This is a genomic window from Qipengyuania sp. SM2512, from assembly GCF_054954005.1.
In genome coordinates this window covers 1,211,030-1,230,034 of record NZ_CM143134.1, presented here as the reverse complement: position 1 = coordinate 1,230,034, position 19,005 = coordinate 1,211,030, and the positions used below count along the sequence as shown (strand labels likewise).

At 68.2% G+C, this 19,005-nt stretch carries 16 protein-coding genes; 10 read left to right on the top strand and 6 right to left on the bottom strand.

Translation table 11 applies throughout. From position 1 onward, the window contains the following. Window positions 1-63 precede the first annotated feature (63 nt). Genes clpA through ACQ5J0_RS06230 form a run of 7 tightly spaced genes read left to right on the top strand, consistent with a single transcriptional unit; the run spans window position 64 to window position 8,909 of the window. Window positions 64-2,442, top strand: coding sequence for an ATP-dependent Clp protease ATP-binding subunit ClpA (gene clpA, locus ACQ5J0_RS06260; protein ID WP_462569692.1), 2,379 nt, complete (start codon window positions 64-66; stop codon window positions 2,440-2,442). Between the two features lie 58 nt (window positions 2,443-2,500). Continuing rightward, window positions 2,501-3,475 (top strand): ABC transporter ATP-binding protein, encoded by a 975-nt coding sequence (locus ACQ5J0_RS06255; protein ID WP_462569690.1) that lies wholly within the window; start codon window positions 2,501-2,503, stop codon window positions 3,473-3,475. Next, a complete protein-coding gene (locus ACQ5J0_RS06250; RefSeq protein WP_462569688.1) occupies window positions 3,472-4,962 on the top strand; it encodes an ABC transporter permease in 1,491 nt (496 codons plus the stop codon). The genes ACQ5J0_RS06255 and ACQ5J0_RS06250 overlap by 4 nt, the downstream gene beginning before the upstream one ends. Before the next feature lie 56 nt (window positions 4,963-5,018). Beyond that, complete coding sequence (locus ACQ5J0_RS06245; protein WP_462569686.1) at window positions 5,019-6,023, top strand: ligase-associated DNA damage response exonuclease; 1,005 nt, start codon at window positions 5,019-5,021, stop codon at window positions 6,021-6,023. Continuing rightward, window positions 6,016-6,606, top strand: a complete 591-nt coding sequence (locus ACQ5J0_RS06240) for a YdeI/OmpD-associated family protein (RefSeq protein ID WP_462569684.1) — start codon at window positions 6,016-6,018, stop codon at window positions 6,604-6,606. Before ACQ5J0_RS06245 ends, ACQ5J0_RS06240 begins: the two co-directional genes overlap by 8 nt. After that, the gene (locus ACQ5J0_RS06235) at window positions 6,606-8,225 is read left to right on the top strand and encodes a cisplatin damage response ATP-dependent DNA ligase (protein ID WP_462569682.1); all 1,620 of its coding nucleotides are present in this window, start codon (window positions 6,606-6,608) and stop codon (window positions 8,223-8,225) included. Before ACQ5J0_RS06240 ends, ACQ5J0_RS06235 begins: the two co-directional genes overlap by 1 nt. Window positions 8,226-8,255: 30 nt before the next feature. Next, the gene (locus ACQ5J0_RS06230) at window positions 8,256-8,909 is read left to right on the top strand and encodes a YoaK family protein (protein WP_462569680.1); all 654 of its coding nucleotides are present in this window, start codon (window positions 8,256-8,258) and stop codon (window positions 8,907-8,909) included. A 26-nt stretch (window positions 8,910-8,935) separates the two neighbouring features. Here ACQ5J0_RS06230 and ACQ5J0_RS06225 read toward each other — a convergent pair whose 3' ends face one another. The 6 genes from ACQ5J0_RS06225 to ACQ5J0_RS06200 form a co-directional block, all read right to left on the bottom strand. After that, window positions 8,936-9,505, bottom strand: coding sequence for a gamma carbonic anhydrase family protein (locus ACQ5J0_RS06225; protein ID WP_462569679.1), 570 nt, complete (start codon window positions 9,503-9,505; stop codon window positions 8,936-8,938). A gap of 1 nt (window position 9,506) precedes the next feature. Next, on the bottom strand, window positions 9,507-11,738 hold the full coding sequence (locus ACQ5J0_RS06220) for a spermidine synthase (protein WP_462569677.1): 2,232 nt from the start codon (window positions 11,736-11,738) through the stop codon (window positions 9,507-9,509). Beyond that, on the bottom strand, window positions 11,735-12,292 hold the full coding sequence (locus ACQ5J0_RS06215; protein ID WP_462569675.1) for a GNAT family N-acetyltransferase: 558 nt from the start codon (window positions 12,290-12,292) through the stop codon (window positions 11,735-11,737). The genes ACQ5J0_RS06220 and ACQ5J0_RS06215 overlap by 4 nt, the downstream gene beginning before the upstream one ends. Next, the gene (locus ACQ5J0_RS06210) at window positions 12,285-12,866 is read right to left on the bottom strand and encodes a GNAT family N-acetyltransferase (protein ID WP_462569673.1); all 582 of its coding nucleotides are present in this window, start codon (window positions 12,864-12,866) and stop codon (window positions 12,285-12,287) included. The genes ACQ5J0_RS06215 and ACQ5J0_RS06210 overlap by 8 nt, the downstream gene beginning before the upstream one ends. Continuing rightward, window positions 12,859-13,854: a porphobilinogen synthase gene (gene hemB / locus ACQ5J0_RS06205; protein WP_462569671.1), complete on the bottom strand. Its 996-nt coding sequence runs from the start codon at window positions 13,852-13,854 to the stop codon at window positions 12,859-12,861. Before hemB ends, ACQ5J0_RS06210 begins: the two co-directional genes overlap by 8 nt. Before the next feature lie 65 nt (window positions 13,855-13,919). After that, window positions 13,920-15,605 (bottom strand): peptidoglycan DD-metalloendopeptidase family protein, encoded by a 1,686-nt coding sequence (locus ACQ5J0_RS06200; RefSeq protein ID WP_462569669.1) that lies wholly within the window; start codon window positions 15,603-15,605, stop codon window positions 13,920-13,922. A gap of 173 nt (window positions 15,606-15,778) precedes the next feature. On the opposite strand from ACQ5J0_RS06200, the gene ACQ5J0_RS06195 reads away from it, so the two are divergent. From ACQ5J0_RS06195 to fdxA, 3 genes are read left to right on the top strand one after another with little or no spacing between them, the layout of a single operon-like run. Further along, window positions 15,779-18,349, top strand: a complete 2,571-nt coding sequence (locus ACQ5J0_RS06195) for a helicase-related protein (RefSeq protein ID WP_462569667.1) — start codon at window positions 15,779-15,781, stop codon at window positions 18,347-18,349. After that, complete coding sequence (locus ACQ5J0_RS06190) at window positions 18,349-18,660, top strand: RNA-binding S4 domain-containing protein (RefSeq protein WP_462569665.1); 312 nt, start codon at window positions 18,349-18,351, stop codon at window positions 18,658-18,660. The genes ACQ5J0_RS06195 and ACQ5J0_RS06190 overlap by 1 nt, the downstream gene beginning before the upstream one ends. Beyond that, a complete protein-coding gene (gene fdxA / locus ACQ5J0_RS06185; RefSeq protein ID WP_305928202.1) occupies window positions 18,657-18,995 on the top strand; it encodes a ferredoxin FdxA in 339 nt (112 codons plus the stop codon). The genes ACQ5J0_RS06190 and fdxA overlap by 4 nt, the downstream gene beginning before the upstream one ends. Window positions 18,996-19,005: the final 10 nt, after the last annotated feature.

Sequence of the window (19,005 nt, the reverse complement as noted above, 5' to 3'; positions counted from 1 at the left end):
TAGGCCTTTGCCCCTCTCGCGGCGCCGGTCCTGCAGCGCTCCGAGATCAGCGAAAGAAATCGAATGCCCAGCTTTGCGCAAAATCTCGAAAAGACTCTCCACCAGGCGCTCGCCGACGCCTCCGAGAGGCGGCATGAATACGCCACGCTCGAACATCTGCTGCTGGCGCTGGTCGAGGACGAGGACGCCAAACAGGTGATGCTGGCCTGCGGCGTCGAGATCACCGAACTCGGCGCGGCGGTGCGGCAGTACCTCGATCAGGAATACCAGTCGCTCAAATCCGACGACGAGGCCGATCCGCAGCCCACCGCCGGGTTCCAGCGCGTGGTCCAGCGTGCGATCCTGCACGTTCAGTCCTCGGGCAAAGACACCGTCACCGGCGCCAATGTGCTGGTCGCGCTGTTTTCCGAACGTGACAGCTATGCGGTCTATTTCCTCCAGCAGCAGGACATGAGCCGGCTCGATGCGGTGAGCTTCATCAGCCACGGGATCGGCAAGGGCGGCAAGCAGATCGAGGCGGGTTCGCCCAAGGGAACCGACGAGGCGCGCGGCGGCGAGGATACGGCCAAGGAAGGCAACAAGAAGGAAACCGCGCTCGACCAGTTCACGGTCAATCTCAACAAGAAGGCGGAGAACGGCAAGGTCGATCCGCTGATCGGCCGCGGGCCCGAAGTCGACCGGACGATCCAGATCCTGTGCCGCCGCAGCAAGAACAACCCGCTCTATGTCGGCGATCCCGGCGTGGGCAAGACCGCGATCGCCGAAGGCCTGGCGCGCAAGATCGTCGAGGGCGAAGTGCCCGATGTCCTGCTCGAGGCGGTGATCTATTCCCTCGACATGGGCGCGCTGCTGGCGGGCACGCGCTATCGCGGCGATTTCGAGGAGCGGCTCAAGCAGGTCGTGTCCGAGCTCGAGGAAATGCCCGAGGCGATCCTGTTCATTGATGAAATACATACGGTGATCGGTGCCGGTGCGACCAGCGGCGGGGCGATGGATGCGTCCAATCTGCTCAAGCCGGCGCTGTCGGGCGGGACGATCCGTTGCATCGGTTCGACCACCTACAAGGAATTCCGCAACCATTTCGAGAAGGATCGCGCGCTGTTGCGGCGGTTCCAGAAGATCGACGTCAACGAGCCCACGGTCGAGGACACGATCAAGATCCTCAAGGGCTTGCGCAGCGCTTTCGAGGATCACCACAAGGTCAAATACACGCCGGATGCCATCAAGACTGCGGTCGAGCTCTCGGCGCGTTACATCAACGACCGCAAGCTGCCCGACAAGGCGATCGACGTGATCGACGAGGTCGGCGCGATGCAGATGCTGGTGCCGCCCAGCCGCCGCAAGAAGAAGATCACCTCCAAGGAGATCGAGGCGGTGATCGCGACCATGGCGCGGATTCCGCCCAAATCGGTCAGCTCGGACGACAAGCGTGCGCTCGAGAACCTCGAACGCGATCTCAAGCATGTCGTCTTCGGGCAGGATCCGGCGGTCAAGAAGCTCGCGACCGCAATGAAGCTCAGCCGCGCGGGTCTTCGCGATCCCGACAAGCCGATCGGCAGCTTCCTGTTCTCGGGCCCCACCGGGGTCGGCAAGACCGAAGTCGCGCGCCAGCTCGCCAGCATCATGGGGATCGAGCTCAAGCGCTTCGACATGTCCGAATATATGGAGCGCCACAGCGTCTCGCGGCTGATCGGCGCGCCTCCGGGCTATGTCGGCTACGATCAGGGCGGTCTGCTGACCGATGCGATCGACCAGAACCCGCATTGCGTGCTGCTGCTCGACGAGATCGAGAAGGCCCACCCCGACCTGTTCAACATCCTGCTGCAGGTGATGGACAACGGCCGGCTGACCGATCACCACGGCAAGACGGTCGATTTCCGCAACGTCGTGCTGGTCATGACCACCAATGCCGGCGCCGCCGACATGGCGAGCCAGGGCATCGGCTTCGGCAATGTCAGCAAGGAAGACGCGAGCGAGGAAGCGGTGAAGCGGATGTTCACGCCGGAATTCCGCAACCGGCTCGATGCGATCGTGCCGTTCGGCTATCTCGGCAAGGACACCGTCGGCCGGGTGGTCGACAAATTCATCCTCCAGCTCGAGCTGCAGCTCACCGAGCAGAATGTCGATATCCAGTTCGACAAGGCGGCGCGCGAGTGGCTCGGCGACAAGGGCTACGACCGCCTCTATGGTGCCCGCCCGATGAGCCGGCTGATCCAGGACCGGATCAAGCAGCCGCTGGCCGAGGAACTGCTGTTCGGCAAGCTGGCCGATGGCGGCGAGGTGCATGTCAGCGTCAAGGACGACAAGCCGTCGTTCGAGCTGACTCCCGCCCCGCCCAAGGCCAAGCGCAAGCCTGCCGCGGGCAAGAAAGCGGCCAAGAAGCCGGGTGACGACAAGCCCGACGCCGCGACGAGCGAAAGCACGGACGACAGCGAGGTCTGAGCCAGAGGGTGCCGAAGGCGGTTTGTCGGCCTTCGCACCCCTTCGGCAGAGGAAAGCCTTGCCGTCGCACTCCCTTGCCGGGCATATCGTCCGGATCGAAGGGGGAATTGCCGATATGCCGATACTCGAGGTCGAGAGACTGACGAAACGCTTCGGCGATGTGCTTGCGGTCGACGATCTGAGCTTTGCGGTCCAGCCGGGGGAAATCTTCGGATTCCTCGGCGGCAATGGCGCGGGCAAGACCACCACGCTGCGGATGGTGCTCGACATCATCCGCCCCAGCTCGGGGCGGATTTCGGTGTTCGGCAGCCCGCCCGACAAGCGCAACACCGCCGCGATCGGCTTTCTGCCCGAGGAACGCGGGCTTTACGGCCATATGAGCGCGATCGACACGATCGTCTATTTCGCGCGGCTCAAGGGAATGTCTCCGGCCGAGGGGCGCAGCCACGGGCTCGAACTGCTCGCCCGCTTCGATCTCGCCGACCGCGCCACCGCCAAGATTTCCGATATGTCGAAGGGCATGGCACAAAAGGTCCAGCTCGCCACCGCGCTGGTCAACCGCCCGCAGCTGCTGATGCTCGACGAGCCCTTCTCGGGGCTCGACCCGGTCAATCAGGGGCTGCTCGAGGACGAGATCCTGCGCGCCTCCGAGCGCGGCGCGGCGGTGATCTTCTCCACCCATGTCATGCAGCACGCCGAGCGCTTGTGCGACCGGCTGTTGCTGCTGCGCAAAGGGCACAAGCGCTTCGAGGGCACGATCGACGAGGCGCGCGCCACGCTGCCCGCGCGGATCACCGCGGTGGCGCCGCAGAGCATCGCCGCGGTGGCGGGCGTAAGCCATGCCGAACCGGTCGAGGACCTCGGTGCGGGCTGGCACGAATGGGCGATCACGCTGGCACCGGAAACCGAGGTCGGCGAGGTTCTGGAGCGCTGCACCAGCACCGGCGTGCCGCTGCGCCGCTTCGAGGAACACCGCGCCAATCTCCACGATGTCTTCGTCTCGCTTGTCGGCAATGCGGAGGTAAGGCCATGAACCGCTCGAACATCATGCTCGTGGCGGCGCGCGAGTTCCGCCAGATCGCCGCCATGAAGAGCTTCTGGCTCACGCTGATGCTGCTCCCGATCGCGCTGGCGCTGGGGCCGATCGTCGGTCAGGCGCTCGACGACGACGAGGCGACCCGCGTGGTGGTGCTCGACCGTTCGGGCGGAGCCGCGCGCGAGGCGATCGTCGACCGCTTCGAGTTCGAGGAAGACCGCTACCGGCTGAGCGCACTGTCGCGCTACGTCCGCCGTCACGAACTCGAACGGGCCGATCCGCAGGCGCCCTGGACGCAGCACGATCGCTGGTACACCGCCGCCGATGTCGCAACCTTCCGCGCGCAGGGCGGGATCGATGCGGCGATCGCCAAGCTCGACGCGGTCAAGCCGGAGGAAATTGCGAGCTTCGAGGTGCCGACACCGCAATATGAATTCCCCGAAGCGCCCGAGACGCTGGTCTCGGCCGGTGACGAGCAGCTCGACGAGCGGGTCGATGCGCTGCTCGATTCCGAAGGCGAGGAAGAGGTGGCGACGGTGGTGATGATCGGGGAGGGCTATCCCGCCGATCCCACCATCCGGCTGTGGTCCAACGAGCAGCCCTCGACCGGATTCGTCACCGTGCTGCAGGATGTCCTGACCGGCGATCTGCGCCAGCGGCTGCTCACGCAGCGCGGCCTCTCGCCGCAGGAGGCGACGGCGATCCAGTCCGCCGCACCGGCGATCGCGGTGAGCACTCCGCCGCCCGGCGGCGGCGCGCGCGAGGCGCTGCTGATCCGCTCGATCGTGCCGCTGGCGCTGGCCTATATCCTGATGATGAGCCTGATGCTGTCGGGCAGCTGGATGCTGCAGGGGTCGGTCGAGGAGCGCTCGAACAAGTTGCTCGAATCGCTGCTCGCCTGCATCCGCCCCGAGGAGCTGATGTATGGCAAACTGCTGGGTGCACTCGCGGTCGGCTTTTCGATGATCCTCGTCTGGGTCGGCTGCGCCGCGGTGGCGGCTTTTGCGACCCATGGCGCGATCGCCGATATGATCCGCCCCGCGCTCGCGCCGCTGACCTCGCCCGGGATCATCCTGGCGATGATCTATTTCTTCGTCGCCGGATATATCGCGATCTCGATCCTGTTCGTCGCCATCGGCGCGCTGGCGGATTCGATGAGCGAGGCGCAAGGCTATCTGATGCCGATCCTGCTCGCGATCCTGCTGCCGATCACCTTCCTGATCCAGGCGATCGTGCTGGGCCAGACTGGGCTGATGGTGCAGGTTCTGACCTGGATTCCGATATGGACGCCCTTCACGGTGCTGGCGCGGCTGGGTGCAGGCATCGAGATGTGGGAGATCGTCGGCGCGGGCGTGTTGCTTGCCGGTTTCATTGCGCTCGAGATCGTGTTCCTGGGCCGCCTGTTCCGCGCCAGCCTGCTGGCGCAGGGACAGAAACCGGGGCTGAAGCAGCTGCTGCACCGCTTCCGCGCCGCGCCCGAATAGCGGGCTTGTCGGAGGCTGCCCGGGAACGCTCGCCCCTCCCCGGATTTGACTAGGGGATGGCAGCGCCCTTTTCCTGGATCCGGCCCGAACCGCACGGGATCCATGTCGGCCCTGCGGATTGCTGGATCGATCCCTCGCGAGCGGTCGACCGTGCGCTGGTGACGCATGGTCACGCCGATCACGCGCGCGGCGGTCACGGCCAAACCGTCGCCACCCCCGCGACGCTAGCGATCATGGATCTGCGCTACAACACCCGCGAAGGGGCGACCCCGGTCGAATATGGCGAGACGATCCGGCTGCCAGGCGGGGTCGACGCGACCTATATCCCTGCGGGCCATGTGCTGGGCAGCGCGCAGATCCTGCTCGAGCATGCGGGCGAGCGGGTGGTGGTGACCGGCGACTACAAGCGCCGCGCCGATCCGACCTGCCCGCCCTTCGAAGTCACCAAATGCGACATCTTCATCACCGAGGCGACCTTCGGCCTGCCGGTGTTCTGCCATCCGCCGATCGCAGAGGAAATGCGCAAGCTGCTGGGCCGGCTCGCCGCGCACCCCGACGCTTGCGTCCTGGTCGGTGCCTATGCGCTGGGCAAGGCGCAGCGGGTGATCGCCGAGCTGCGCGCCGCGGGGCATCACGAGCCGATCTATCTCCACGGCGCGATGGAGCGGATGTGCCGGCTCTACGAGGAACACGGCGTGGCGCTGGGCGAGCTGCGGTTGGTCGCGGATCACACCAAGGACGAGATGCGCGGCAGCATCGTCATCTCCCCGCCCTCGGCGCTCAACGACCGCTGGAGCCGCCGCCTGCCCGAACCGATTACCGCCATGGCGTCAGGCTGGATGCGGGTGCGCCAGCGCGCCCGGCAGCGCAATGTCGAGCTGCCGCTGGTGATCTCCGACCATGCAGACTGGGGCGAGCTGACCCGCACCATCGAGGAGGTCGATGCGCAGGAGAACTGGATCACCCACGGCCGCGAGGATGCGCTGCTGCGCTGGTGCCAGCTCCACCAGCGCCGAGCCCGCGCGCTGGCGCTGGTCGGGTATGAGGACGAGGATGACTAGAAGGCTGGACGAACTTGACCGGATCGAAGTCTCCGACCGCGCTGCGCTGGCATCATGGCTCGAGGCACATCACCGGCAAAAGCAATCGGTGTGGCTGGTCACCGCCCGCAAGGGAGAGCCCCACTATTTCGCCTATGATGACATTGTCTGCGAATTGCTCCGCTTTGGCTGGATCGATAGCTTGCCGCGCGCGCTCGATGCACGGCGAACCATGCTGCTGATTTCGCCGCGCAAAGCTGGCAGCAACTGGTCGCGGGCCAACCGCGAGCGCGTGGCGTGGCTGGAGCAGGCGGAGTTGATGCATCCCTCCGGCACCGCGGCTGTGACCGAGGCGCGCGCCGATGGATCGTGGGAGCGACTGATGGATACCGAATCCGGAGAGGCTCCGCCGGATCTGGCGTTGGCGGTGAAGCGGGCCGGATTGCAGGAAGCCTGGAGTGGTCTTTCGCTCGCCACAAGGCGCCGGGTGCTCGAAGGTCTGCTGGCGGCAAAGAGACCAGAGACACGCGCAGCGCGCATAGCGCGCATATGCGCCGCCGTGTCCGAGGGCAAAGATCCCACCCGCTGGACGCCGAAGTCCTGATGGAAGCCTTCGCCGCCCTGATCGACGCGCTGGTCTACACCCGCAGCCGCAACGTGAAGCTGCGGCTGATCGCGGACTATCTGCGCGCCACCCCCGATCCCGATCGCGGCTGGGCGCTGGCGGCGCTGGCCGACGGGCTCGATTTCCCCGCGGTCAAATCGGGCACGATCCGCACGCTGCTGAAAGAACGCGTCGATCCGGTGCTGTGGACGCTGAGCCGCGATTTCGTCGGCGACACCGCCGAGACCGCCAGCCTGCTGTGGCCTGCTTCCGAGGCGGCACCCTCGCCTCCCGGCGTCAGCGAGGCGGTCGAACTGCTCACCGCGATGAACCGCAAGAGCGTGCTCACCGAGCTGCCGCGGCTGCTCGACCGGCTCGACGCCGATGGGCGCTACGCGCTGCTCAAGCTCGCCACCGGGGGGATGCGGATCGGGATTTCGAGCCGGCTCGCCAAGACCGCTTTCGCGCAGGCTTTCGAAGTGCCGATCGACGAGGTCGAGGAATATTGGCACGGGCTCCACGCGCCCTATGGCGAGCTGTTCGCCTGGGCCGCGCAGGGCGAGCCCGCCCCCGATATCGCCAATCTGCCCACCTTCCGGCCCTTCATGCTCGCGCATCCGCTCGAGGACGGCACCGTCGATCTCGAAGACTACGCCGCCGAGTGGAAATGGGACGGTATCCGCGTGCAATTGGTGCGCGCGGGCCAGGGCGACGACGCCCAGACGCGCCTGTTCTCGCGCTCGGGCGACGATATCTCCGCCACCTTCCCCGAGCTGCTCGATGCGCTGCCCTTCGCCGCGGTGCTCGATGGCGAACTGCTGGTGCGCGGATCGGCGCAGGGCGGCGAGCAGAACGAGCGGACGCAGGGCGGCGCGGCGAGTTTCAACGCGCTCCAGCAGCGGCTCGGTCGCAAGACGGTGAGCAAGACAATGCTCGCCGAGGCGCCCGCTTTCGTGCGGCTCTACGACGCGCTGCTGGTCGAGGGCGAGGACTGGCGGCCGCTGCCCTGGAGCGAACGCCGCGCGCGGCTCGAGGCGCTGATGCCGCGGCTCCCCGCCAGCCATTTCGATCTGAGCAAGGTCGTCGAGGCTACGGATTTCGACCATCTGGCGCAGATCCGCGAGACCAGCCGCGAGGAGGCGATCGAGGGGCTGATGCTCAAGCGCCGCGACAGCCCCTATATCGCCGGCCGGCGTACCGGGCTGTGGTACAAGTGGAAGCGCGACCCGCTGCTGGTCGATTGCGTGCTGATGTATGCCCAGCGCGGCAGCGGCAAGCGCTCGAGCTTCTATTCGGACTACACCTTCGGCTGCTGGGCGGGCGACCCGGATGGCGGCGCCGAACTGCTCCCGGTCGGCAAGGCCTATTCGGGTTTCACCGACGAGGAATTGAAGAAGCTCGACCGCCACGTCCGCAGCAACACGGTCAACCGCTTCGGGCCGGTGCGCGAGACCGACAAGAGCCTCGTCTTCGAGGTCGCCTTCGACAGCGTCCATGCGAGCAAGCGCCACAAATCGGGGCTCGCGATGCGCTTCCCGCGGATCCACCGCATCCGCTGGGACAAGCCCGCGCACGAGGCCGACCGGATCGCGGCGCTGGAGGCGCTGATCAGGGATTGAGTTTCCCGGCGCGGGGCGCATGATCGGCCGATGCACCGCTACGATCCCGCGCGCCAGCGACTGGCCATCGGCCTTGCCGGTCTGGCCGGGCTGGTCGATGCCACCGGTTTCGTGGTGGCGGGGGGCTATTTCACCTCCTTCATGTCGGGCAACACGACCCGGCTAGGCGTGGACCTTGCCTCCGCGCCGGCGATGGCCGCCGTGCCGCTGGCGTTGATCGGGTGCTTTCTCATTGGAGTAATCGGCGGCGCGCTCGTTCTCCGGCGAGCGCGCGGCTGGCATAAGCGGGCTCTGCTGGGGCTGGTCGCGGCGATGCTCGGGCTTGCCGCCGCAAGCCTCTGGGCGGGCCGCGAATGGCCGTTCCTCACCCTCGCCGCCATCGCGATGGGACTCGCCAACAACGTTTTTTCGCGCGGCGGGGAGGTCACTGTCGGCGTCACCTACATGACGGGTGCGCTGGTCAAATTCGGGCAGGGGATGGCGGCGCGCCTGGCCGGGGAGGGGCGGCCGGCCACGCGCGGTTACGGAATGCTATGGGCAACCCTGGCCGCAGGCGCGGCGCTGGGCGGATGGTTGTCCTCCCACGAACCGCGGATTGCCGCGGCGACGGCGTTTGCCGCAGCCGTGGTGCTATGCGGTGCAGCCTTCCGGATCGAGCGAGGAAGCCCGCTTATCGAGGGTTGAGCGGCGCTCCCAGGGAGCCCGCCTCGTCAGGTCGGCGAATTCGCCAAGGCCTCGGCGTGATGTTTCGCGTTCTCGGCGTAATGCATCACCCCGGCGCGCATTCCCATGATCGCGGCGTCGGTGAGTTCCTTCATCGGCTTGGCCGGGCGCCCCGCCCAGAGCGAGCGCGGTTCCATCACCTTGCCCTCGGTCAGCATCGCGCCCGCTGCCAGCATGGCGTCGCTGCCGATCACCGATTTGTTCATCGCGATGGCGCCAAGGCCCACGAAGCCGCGATCCTCGATCACGCAGCCATGGCACATCGCCATATGGCCGATCAGCACATCGCTGCCGATCTCGAGCGGCGAGCCCTCGGGATCGCCGGGACGCGGCGGGTCGCAATGCAGCACGCTGCCGTCCTGGACATTGGTCCGCTCGCCGATCCGAATGGTGAAGACGTCGGCGCGCAGCACGCAATTGTACCAGATCGAGCTGCCCTCGCCGATCTCGACATCGCCGATGATGGTGCAGCCCGGCGCGATGAAGACGCTCTCGTGGATCTTCGGGGTCTTGCCGTGGATGGGCACGATGCGGACGCCGGGGCGGTGGATGCTCATGTCATTTTCCCAGGATGCTCTGCCATTGGATGAAAGGCAGGATGGACGCGAAATCGTCGGTCCACAAGCTCTGTGCCGGAGCGGGCAGGCGCTCCCATTCAAGATCGCGCCGCACGGCGATCAGCCTCGCGATCCGGCCGGCGTCGGGCGACATCACCACCCAGATCGAGGGGCTGATCCCGGGCCCGAGCTTGTCCAGATCCGAGCGCAGGATTGCCGTCATGCCATGTTCCTCCGCCAGCGCGGCGACCACCGGACGCAGGTCGATGAAGCGGTTGGAGATATGCATAAGCAGCAGACCGTCCTCGGCGAGCTTGCGGCGATAGACGCCGAAGGCTTCGCTGGTGACGAGATGCAGCGGGATCGCGTCGGAGCTGAAGGCATCGATCACCAGCGCATCGAAACGTGCGTCGGGCAAGGTCTCGAGCACCAGCCGCGCATCGCCGATGTGGATCGGCGCGTCGGGGGTGCATTCGCGCAGGAAGGTGAATCCGTCCTCGCCGCGCGAGAAATCGACGACCGCGGGGTCGATCTCGAAGAAGTCCCACGCCTGGCCGGGCTGGCGATAGCAGGCCAGCGTTCCGACCCCGAGCCCGACCACCCCCACGCGCGCCTCGGGGCCGGCCAATTGCGGCAGGACGCCCAGCGCCGCGCCGACGCCCGAATCGCGGCCGTAATAGGTCGTCGGCTCGCGCCGCTCGGCAGGGTCGGTGAACTGCAGCCCGTGGAGCGTGGTGCCGTGGGTCAGCTCGCGCAGGCCGGCATAGTCCTGATCGCGGACGGTGTAGATGCCGAAATAGCTGCGCTCGCGCGTGCCCTCGATCGACGCCCAAAGCGTCTGATAGCCACCGCGCCCGAGCATCAGCATCGCCAGCACCGCCACCACCGCCCATCGATGGCCGAGCAGCAGGATCCCGCACCAGGCGATGCCGAGCATCCCGAGCAGCACCAGCGCGTCGTTCTGTTCGACCAGCCAGCGGTAGAGCAGCCCCGACAGGCCCGTGGCGAGGATCAGCAGCACAAGAATCGAAATCCGGCGCCCGGCGCGGTCGAGCCCGAGCCGGTCCATCCAGGCGACCAGCGGCCGATTGGGGAGCAGCGCCGCAGCGGCGAGCACGAGGATGGGATGTTCCCACACCCAGTCGAAGATCACCGGGGCGAGCAGCGCGGTGAACAACCCGCCGAGCGCGCCGCCCGCGCTCATGATCAGGTAAAAATAGGTCAGCCGCGCGGGCGAAGGCCGGTCGTCGTAGAGCCGGCGGTGCAGCGCGACCGCGACCACGAACAGCATCAGCACCGTGGCGAAGGCGGTGGCGAGACCGCCCGAGCCCTGGCTGACCATCGCCATCCCGCCCGCCAGCAGCAGCACCACCGGGGCCACGCGCGCCAGCGTATGGCCCAGCGCGCTGCGCGCGTTGAAGGCGAAGACGAAGCTGAGCAGGTAGAGCCCGAGCGGGATGACCCACAGCAGCGGCATGGCGACGATATCGGTGGTGAGATGCGTGGTCGCCGAGAGCATCAGCCCCGACGGCACCGCCGCCAGCGCCAGCCACAGCAACGTGCGCCGCCAGCCGATCGGTTCTGCGGCGGCGGGCGCGAGGGGTGCACCCTCGCCCTCCGCCCGCCAGCGCGCCGCTGCGGCGGCGGCGACCAGCAGGATCAGCACGCCATAGCCAAGGCTCCAGACCCAGCTCTGGGCGCCGAGCGACAGATTGGGTTCGAACAGCAGCGGATAGGCGAGCAGGCCGGTGAAGCTGCCCAGATTGGAGGCGGCATAGAGCCAGTAGGGATCGCCCGCGCCGGAATCGGCCGCATACCAGCGCTGCATCAGCGGCGCCTGCGCGGAAACGACGAAGAACACCGGACCGATGGTCAGCAGGAACAATAGCGGGACCCACAGCGGCTCGAACCCGGGGCTCGGCGCGGGCAGATCGGCCAGCGCGATCGGCAGCGTCAGTCCGGCAAGCACCAGCAGGCCCAGGTGCACGGTAGCCTGACGCGCGATCGGCCAGCGCCCGATCGCATGGGCATAGGCGTAGCCGCCCAGCAGCAGCGCCTGATAGACCAGCATCGCGCTGTTCCACACCGCGGGCGCGCCGCCCAGCCGCGGCAGCGCCATCCGCGCCACCAGCGGCTGGACCAGGAACAACAGGAAGCTTCCCGCCAGGATCGTGGCGACGAAGAGCAGCCGCGCAGTGCGCGCGCGAGGCGGTGCACTCGCCGTGTCGCTCATGCGCGGGCGCACCATTCCTCGCGGGTCAGGTCATAGAGGATCGTGGGATTGTCCTCGGGCGCAAAGCGCGGGTCCGCGAAGTCGAGGTCCTCGCGCCGCCGCATGCCGAGCCTTTCCATCAACCGCCAGCTCGGTTCGTTGGCGAGGCTGGTCAGCGCCACGACATGGGAGGCGCCGTGCCGGGTGAAGGCCCAGTCGATCACCGCCTCGACCGCTTCGCGCGCATAGCCGCGGCGCCAGCGATCCTCCCGCACGAGCCAGCCGATCTCCAGATCGCCCGGGTTCTTCGCGTCTTCGGCATCGACCCGTTTCAGCCCGCAATGGCCGACGAGTTCGCCGGTTTCCTTCTCGATCGCCATGAGGAAGGAGAAGCCCTCCTGCGCATGCAGCGCCATGGCCTTGGCATGACGCGCCTCGATCTCGTGCAATTCCTTCGGACCGCCGAGATGACGCATCACGGCGGGGGTGTTGAGCACCCGCGCCTGCTCGGCTGCATCGCTCTCGGCGATCGTGCGCAGCACCAGCCGTGCGGTCTCCAGCACGATGTCAGGCAAGGGTGCCGATCCGCCCCGCCTGCCAGACATCCTTCGCAATCGAATAGACGATGATCCGCCCGGTTTCGGGATCGAATTCGGCGTTGTCGAAATCGAGATCTTCGCGCCGGGCCATCCCGAGCCGCTCCATCAGGCCCCAGCTCGCCCCGTTTCCGGCGACCGTCAGCGCGATGACCTCCTGTGCGCCGAACCGGCCGAAAGCGAGGTCGAGCGCGGCGGTGGCCGCTTCCCGGGCATAGCCCTGCCCCCAGGCATCCTCGCGCAGGCGCCAGCCGACTTCCATCGCGCCGATCGGCCCGCCGGCCTGATTGCTGCGCTTCAGCCCGCAGAAGCCGAGCAGCGCGCCATCGCCCTTGCGCTCGACCACCCAGAAGGTGTGACCATGCTCGCTGCGATAGGACAGCAGCCGCTCCTGCGCGCCCGCGCGCTTCTCGGCATCCGCAACCCCGCCCAGCCAGCGCATGACTGCTGGCGTGTTGGTTCCCGTCCAGAACGGCGCCCAATCGCCATCGCGCCAGTCGCGCAGGATCAGCCGCTCGGTTTCGGCAACGGTCTCGCCCTGCTCGTCAGCCATTGAGCAGGCGTGCCGCAGTGGCTGCATGATAAGTCAGGATGCCGGTACAGCCGGCGCGTTTGAACGCGATCAGCTTCTCCATCATCAGCGCGTCGCGGTCGCCGACGCCGGCCGCCGCACCCGCTTCGATCAGCGCGTATTCGCCGCTTACCTGATAGGCGAACACGGGCACGCCGAACCGCTCCTTCACCCGCCAGATCACGTCGAGATAGGCCAGGCCGGGCTTGACCATCACGCTGTCGGCCCCTTCGGCGATATCGAGCGCAACCTCGCGCAGCGCCTCTTCGGCGTTGGCCGGGTCCATCTGGTAGCTCTTCTTGTCGCCCTTCAGCAGCCCACCCGAGCCGACCGCATCGCGGAACGGACCGTAGAAGGCCGACGCGTATTTGGCGGCATAGGACATGATCTGGACGTTGTGGTGCCCGGCCATCTCCAACGCCATGCGGATCGCGCGGACGCGGCCGTCCATCATGTCGGACGGGGCGACGATGTCCGCTCCCGCAGCAGCCTGGTTCAGCGCCTGGTCGACCAGCACCGCCACCGTGTCGTCATTGGTCACATAGCCGTTCGCGTCGAGCAGCCCGTCCTGGCCGTGGCTGGTGTAGGGGTCGAGCGCGACATCGGTGAGGATCCCGATATCCGATCCGCAGGCGTCGCGGACCGATTTGATCGCGCGGCACATGAGATTGTCGGGGTTGAACGCTTCCTCGCCGCCGTCGCTGCGGCACTCGCCCGGCGTGTTGGGGAACAGCGCGATGCAGGGAATGCCGAGTGCGATCGCTTCCTTCGCGCGTTCCGCGATCCCGTCGATCGACCAGCGCGACACGCCGGGCAGGCTGGCGATGGGTTCTTCCACCCCCTTGCCCCCGGTGACGAACAGCGGCCAAACCAGATCGCTCGGGGCGAGACGGTTCTCGCGGTGCAGCGCGCGGCTCCAGCCGCTCGATCGGGTGCGGCGCAGGCGGGTGTGGGGATAGCTGGCGTCCATGCGGCGATCTGTGCCGCAATCGCCCCCCCGGTGCAATGGAGCGCGGCGGCTGGCGCGCGGCGGGGTCAGGAGGTCGGCTGGGCTCGCTGGGGGTCGAGCCGGTCGATCTCGCGCTGCGGCTCGCGCGCCGCGCTCTCCGCCTCGGTCTGGTCGAGTTCGGCTAGCGCGGCCCCCGCTTCGACCGTCTTGAGCCGGGCAAGCGTGGCGCGGAATTCGCGCAGCTCGCTGCCGCTGAGCTGCGCGCGGGTCACGAAGGACACGCCCGCAGGATTGATCGAGCGCCCGCTGCGGTACATTTCGTAATGCAGATGCGGCCCGGTCGAGAGCCCGGTCGAGCCGACATAGCCGATCACCTGCCCGCGCCGCACGCTCTGCCCGTTCTGCACCGCGATCCGGCTCATGTGGCAATAGCGCGTGTCGAGGCCGCCCCCATGCCGCAGGCGGACCGCATTGCCGCAGCCGCCCATCCGGCCGGCGCCGGTCACGCGGCCATCGGTCACCGCGACGATCGGGGTGCCGTGGCGGGCGCGGAAGTCGACCCCCGAATGCATCCGGCGATAGCCCAGGATCGGGTGGCGGCGCATGCCGTAGCTCGAGCTCATCGGCCCGGGCACCGGCGCGACCAGCCCGCTGCGCTGTTCGCCCACGCCGGAGGCCTCGAAGAAGGCCCCCTTCTCGCCCCAGCGCATCAATTGCGCGCGCGGCTTGTCGCCGCTTTCGAGCCCGGCGAACAGCAATTGCCCGGCCTGACGCTCGCCGGTGGCGGCGCGGCGGTGCGCGACGATCAGGTCGAACGTGTCGTCGGCGGCGATCTCGCGGTCCATGTCGACATGATCGCCGAGCGCCTTGAGATAGGCCTGCACCGCGCTGGCGGGCGCGCCCGCAGCGCGCGCCGAGCGGTAGAGGCTGCTGCCGACGCGTCCGCGGATACGCAGCGGGGTGTCGTCGACGCGGATCACCTTGCGTTCGAGCGACAGGGCGCTGCCCGGTCCCGGCCGGGTAAGCGCCAGTTCGAGGTCGAAGCGGGCGCGGAACTGGAGGTGGTCGAGCGGCCGCGGCGCATCCGCGCTGCTGCGGCGGCCCAGCGTGATGTCGATCTTGGTGCCCGGCTCGATCTCGTCGATCGCCATGGCGTCGCTCACCAGCGCCGCCACTCTGGCGGCATCCTCGCGGCCCACCCCGGCGCGCAGCAGCGTCCGGTCGAAACTGTCGCCGCGCGCCAGCGTCGCCACCAGCTGGAGCTGCGGGCGTTCGGGTGCCGCGGCGAGCGGGCGGACCAGCGCGGTGGCGCCCATCCGGCGGCCGGTGTCGCTGCCCAGCGCCAGCGGCATGATCATGTGGCTGCGGTATTCGTCGATATTGGCGGTCTCGATCCGCGTCGGCGGCGCGGCCTCGAGCGGGGCATAGCCGGGCCAGAAAGCAAGCGCGGCCGCGGTCAGCGCGACGAAGGTTCCCAGCCCCGCGAACCAGCGGCGGCTGCCGATATCGCAGCTCAGATCCCGCGCCAGTTCGAACCCCGCGGTTCGCGCAGGACGAGAACCCTCTGCCGGCAAGACCGGGCTCGGATCCACCGGCTTGCCCCCGAACACCCGAACGATCTGGTCGTGCCCCAGCCGCGCCGCGGGCAGCGCCCTGCCGCCCGAGCTATTCGAGCCATTGTCGACCGAGCCATTGTCGACGCCGGAGCCGACGCCGGAGCCGACGCCGGAGCCGGAGCCGTGCCGGTCCTGGTCCTCGGGGGACGTGTACACGCGAGATACCTCCGCTTCGGCCGCTGCATCATGGGGATGCGCGGCCCGACCCTTTGCGCGTTTCATCGCGCGCGCAGCCTTGGCCGAGTTTCCTGGCGGATTAAAGTTAAGGCCCGTTTAAATTGCGGCGATCCGAGTCCCTTGGGCGACAAGGTGCGGCAGGCGGGCGCTGAATGGTTGTCGCGGGGCCTCTCCGCTGCCATCACGCATATGTGGCTGATCATGCGATCACGGCGGTCCTCGGACCCACCAACACCGGCAAGACCCATCTGGCGATCGAGCGAATGTGCGGTCATTCGAGCGGGGCGATCGGCTTTCCGCTGCGGCTGCTGGCGCGCGAGGTCTACGACCGGGTCTGCGCGCTCAAGGGCGAGGCCAATGTCGCGCTGATCACCGGCGAGCAGCGGATCGAGCCGGCCAATGCGAAATATCTGTGCTGCACCGTCGAGGCGATGCCGCGCGACGGCGGCAACCGCGCCTTCGTGGCGCTCGACGAGGCGCAGCTTTCCGCCGACCGCGAGCGCGGCCATCTGTTCACCGACCGGCTGCTCAACGCCCGCGGCCGCGAGGAGACCATGCTGCTGGGCGCGGCGACGCTCGCGCCGCTGGTCCGCCAACTGGTCCCCGAGGCCGAGATCACCCAGCGGCCGCGCTTCTCCACGCTCAAGCACATCGGGCCGCGCAAGCTCTCGCGGCTCCCCCGGCGCAGCGCCATCGTCGCCTTCAGTTCGGAGCAGGTCTATGCGGTGGCCGAAATGCTGCGCCGGTTTCGCGGCGGCGCGGCGGTGGTGATGGGCGCGCTCAGCCCCGAGACGCGCAACAAGCAGGTCGCGCTGTTCCAGAACGGCGAGGTCGATTACATCGTCGCCACCGATGCGATCGGGATGGGGCTCAACCTCGATGTCACCCATGTCGCCTTCGCCGGGCTGACCAAATTCGACGGAGTCCGGACCCGGCGGCTGCTCCCGGCGGAGATGGCGCAGATCGCCGGGCGCGCCGGGCGGCACCAGCGCGACGGGACTTTCGGCACTCTGGGCGGCGGCGTGGGCGGCGGACCCTCGCCCGAATTCACCGAGGAAGAGGTCTATGCGATCGAGGAGCACCGCTTCGCCCCGCTGACCAAGCTGTTCTGGCGCGAGCCCGAGCCGCGCTTCGATTCGATTCCGACGCTGATAGCCGATCTCGAGACCCCGCCCGCGCACGAGGCGCTGCGGCTCGCCCCCGAAGCGATCGATCTCGCCACGCTCAAACGGCTGGCCGACGAACCGCTGGCCGCTTCGATCCGCGGTGCCGGCCAGGTGCGGCGGTTCTGGGAAGCCTGCTCGCTGCCCGATTTCCGCCAGCGCGGGCCCGATGTCCACGCGCGTTTCGTGGCGCGGTTGTGGGAAGACCTGCGCGGCGGCTATCTGGGCGCCGACTATGTCGCGGCGCGCATCTCCGAACTCGACAATATGGCGGGCGACATCGATACGCTGCAGGGCCGCATCGCCGCGATTCGCAGCTGGGCCTATATCTGCCAGCGGCCCGACTGGGTGCTGGCGCGCGACGAGATGGCCGCCCGCGCCCGCGCGGTCGAAGCCCGCCTTTCCGATGCGCTGCACGCCCGCCTGACCGAACGATTTGTAAACCGAAGGACCGCACTGCTGATGAAATCCCTGGGAGAAGATCCCGCAATGCTCCCGATCGCGATCGATGCCGACGGCACCGTGCGGGTCGAGGAGGAGCCGATCGGCCGGCTCGAGGGCCTGCGCTTCACCGTCGATCACGCCGCCGGACACGCCGATCGCAAGATGCTGCTCGCCGCCGCCGAAAAGGCGCTGCCGCGGCTGCTGGGCGAGCGCGCCGAGGCGCTGGCGAAGGAGCTCGCGCCCGGTGGGTCGGCGGCGGGCGAGCCGAGCCCGGTGACGCTCTCCCGCGGCGCGCTGCGCTGGGGCGAGCAGGTGCTTGCCACGCTGGCGATGCGCGACGGGTCGGTCCGCCCCGTGCTCGAACCCTCGCGCGAGCTCGCCGCTTTGCCGCCGTCCAGCCGCGCGGTGCTGATCGCGTCGCTCGAAGCCTGGCTCGACGCCAGACTGGCGGTGCTGGCACCGCTGGCGAAACTGCAGGAAGCGGCGCGCGATCCCGGGGCGGGCTCAGAGGCACGGGCGTTGCTGCTCAATCTCATCGCCGGGCACGGCTTCGTCAGCCGCGAGCAGGCGGGGATCGAGCATCTTCCCAAGGAGATGCGCCCCTTCCTGCGCCGGATCGGGGTGACCTTCGGGGCGCTCGACGTCTTTGCACTCGCGCTGCTCAAGCCCGCCCCGCGCCAATTGCTCGCGGCGCTCGATCTCGACCGGCGTCCGCTCGAAGCCGCGATGCTGCCGGTGATCGCCGGCACGCGCCGGCTGCCTGCGGGCTATCGCCCCGCCGGGAGCCAGGCGATCCGCGTCGATCTGGCCGAGAAGATCTTCCGCGCCGCGCACGAGACCCGCGCCAAGGCGCAAGGGACCGAGCGCCGCGGCAAATTCGTGCTCGATCTGGCGCTGCCGATTTCGATCGGGCTGGAACAGGCCAATGCCGAGCGGCTGCTAGGACAGGCCGGTTTCCGGGTCGAGCACGCGCGCCCGCTGGCCGAGGGCGCCTTCGGGCCGCCGCGGCCCCATCGCTGGAGCTGGCGCCCGACGCGGCGGCAGCCCGAGCGCGCCCCGCCCGCGCAGCCGGTCGAAGGCAATGCCTTTGCCGAGCTGGCCAAACTCATGCGCTGATGCGCGTCGACCGGCTGCTCTATTTCCTTCGTTTTGCGCGTTCGCGCAGCCTCGCCGCGGGGATCGTCGCCAGCGGACACTTGCGCCGCAATGGCGAGCGGATTTCGCGCGCGAGCCAGCCCATGGCGCCGGGCGACGTGCTCACCATTGCGCTGGGCAGCCAGGTGCGGCTGGTCGAACTGCTCGCCCTGCCGACCCGCCGCGGCCCGCCCGCGGAGGCGCGAGCCTGCTACCGGATGCTTGACCCGCACGGCCAAACCGACCTAGCAGCGGCACAGACACTATCGCCACGAGGACACGCCGACCCATGACCTACGTCGTCACCGACGCCTGCATCAAATGCAAATACACCGATTGCGTCGAGGTCTGCCCGGTGGATTGTTTCTACGAGGGCGAGACGATGCTGGTGATCAATCCCAGCGAATGCATCGATTGCGGCGTGTGCGAACCCGAATGCCCGGCCGAGGCGATCCTGCCCGACACCGAGGGCGGGCTCGAGCAATGGCTCGAACTCAACACCAAGTTTTCCGCCGACTGGCCCAACATCACCAGCCAGAAGGCGCCCCCCGAGGATGCCGACGAGCACAAGGGCGAGGAAGGCAAGTTCGAGAAGTACTTCACCCCCGAACCGGGCGAGGGCGACTGATCCGAACTTT

Bases quoted from the DNA above. Each gene is read 5' to 3' on its own strand.
- clpA (WP_462569692.1), top strand. From the start codon at position 64: ATGCCCAGCTTTGCGCAAAATCTCGAAAAGACTCTCCACCAGGCGCTC.
- ACQ5J0_RS06250 (WP_462569688.1), top strand. From the start codon at position 3,472: ATGAACCGCTCGAACATCATGCTCGTGGCGGCGCGCGAGTTCCGCCAG.
- ACQ5J0_RS06245 (WP_462569686.1), top strand. From the start codon at position 5,019: ATGGCAGCGCCCTTTTCCTGGATCCGGCCCGAACCGCACGGGATCCAT.
- ACQ5J0_RS06240 (WP_462569684.1), top strand. From the start codon at position 6,016: ATGACTAGAAGGCTGGACGAACTTGACCGGATCGAAGTCTCCGACCGC.
- ACQ5J0_RS06235 (WP_462569682.1), top strand. From the start codon at position 6,606: ATGGAAGCCTTCGCCGCCCTGATCGACGCGCTGGTCTACACCCGCAGC.
- ACQ5J0_RS06230 (WP_462569680.1), top strand. From the start codon at position 8,256: ATGCACCGCTACGATCCCGCGCGCCAGCGACTGGCCATCGGCCTTGCC.
- ACQ5J0_RS06225 (WP_462569679.1), bottom strand. From the start codon at position 9,505: ATGAGCATCCACCGCCCCGGCGTCCGCATCGTGCCCATCCACGGCAAG.
- ACQ5J0_RS06220 (WP_462569677.1), bottom strand. From the start codon at position 11,738: ATGAGCGACACGGCGAGTGCACCGCCTCGCGCGCGCACTGCGCGGCTG.
- ACQ5J0_RS06210 (WP_462569673.1), bottom strand. From the start codon at position 12,866: ATGGCTGACGAGCAGGGCGAGACCGTTGCCGAAACCGAGCGGCTGATC.
- hemB (WP_462569671.1), bottom strand. From the start codon at position 13,854: ATGGACGCCAGCTATCCCCACACCCGCCTGCGCCGCACCCGATCGAGC.
- ACQ5J0_RS06195 (WP_462569667.1), top strand. From the start codon at position 15,779: ATGGTTGTCGCGGGGCCTCTCCGCTGCCATCACGCATATGTGGCTGAT.
- ACQ5J0_RS06190 (WP_462569665.1), top strand. From the start codon at position 18,349: ATGCGCGTCGACCGGCTGCTCTATTTCCTTCGTTTTGCGCGTTCGCGC.
- fdxA (WP_305928202.1), top strand. From the start codon at position 18,657: ATGACCTACGTCGTCACCGACGCCTGCATCAAATGCAAATACACCGAT.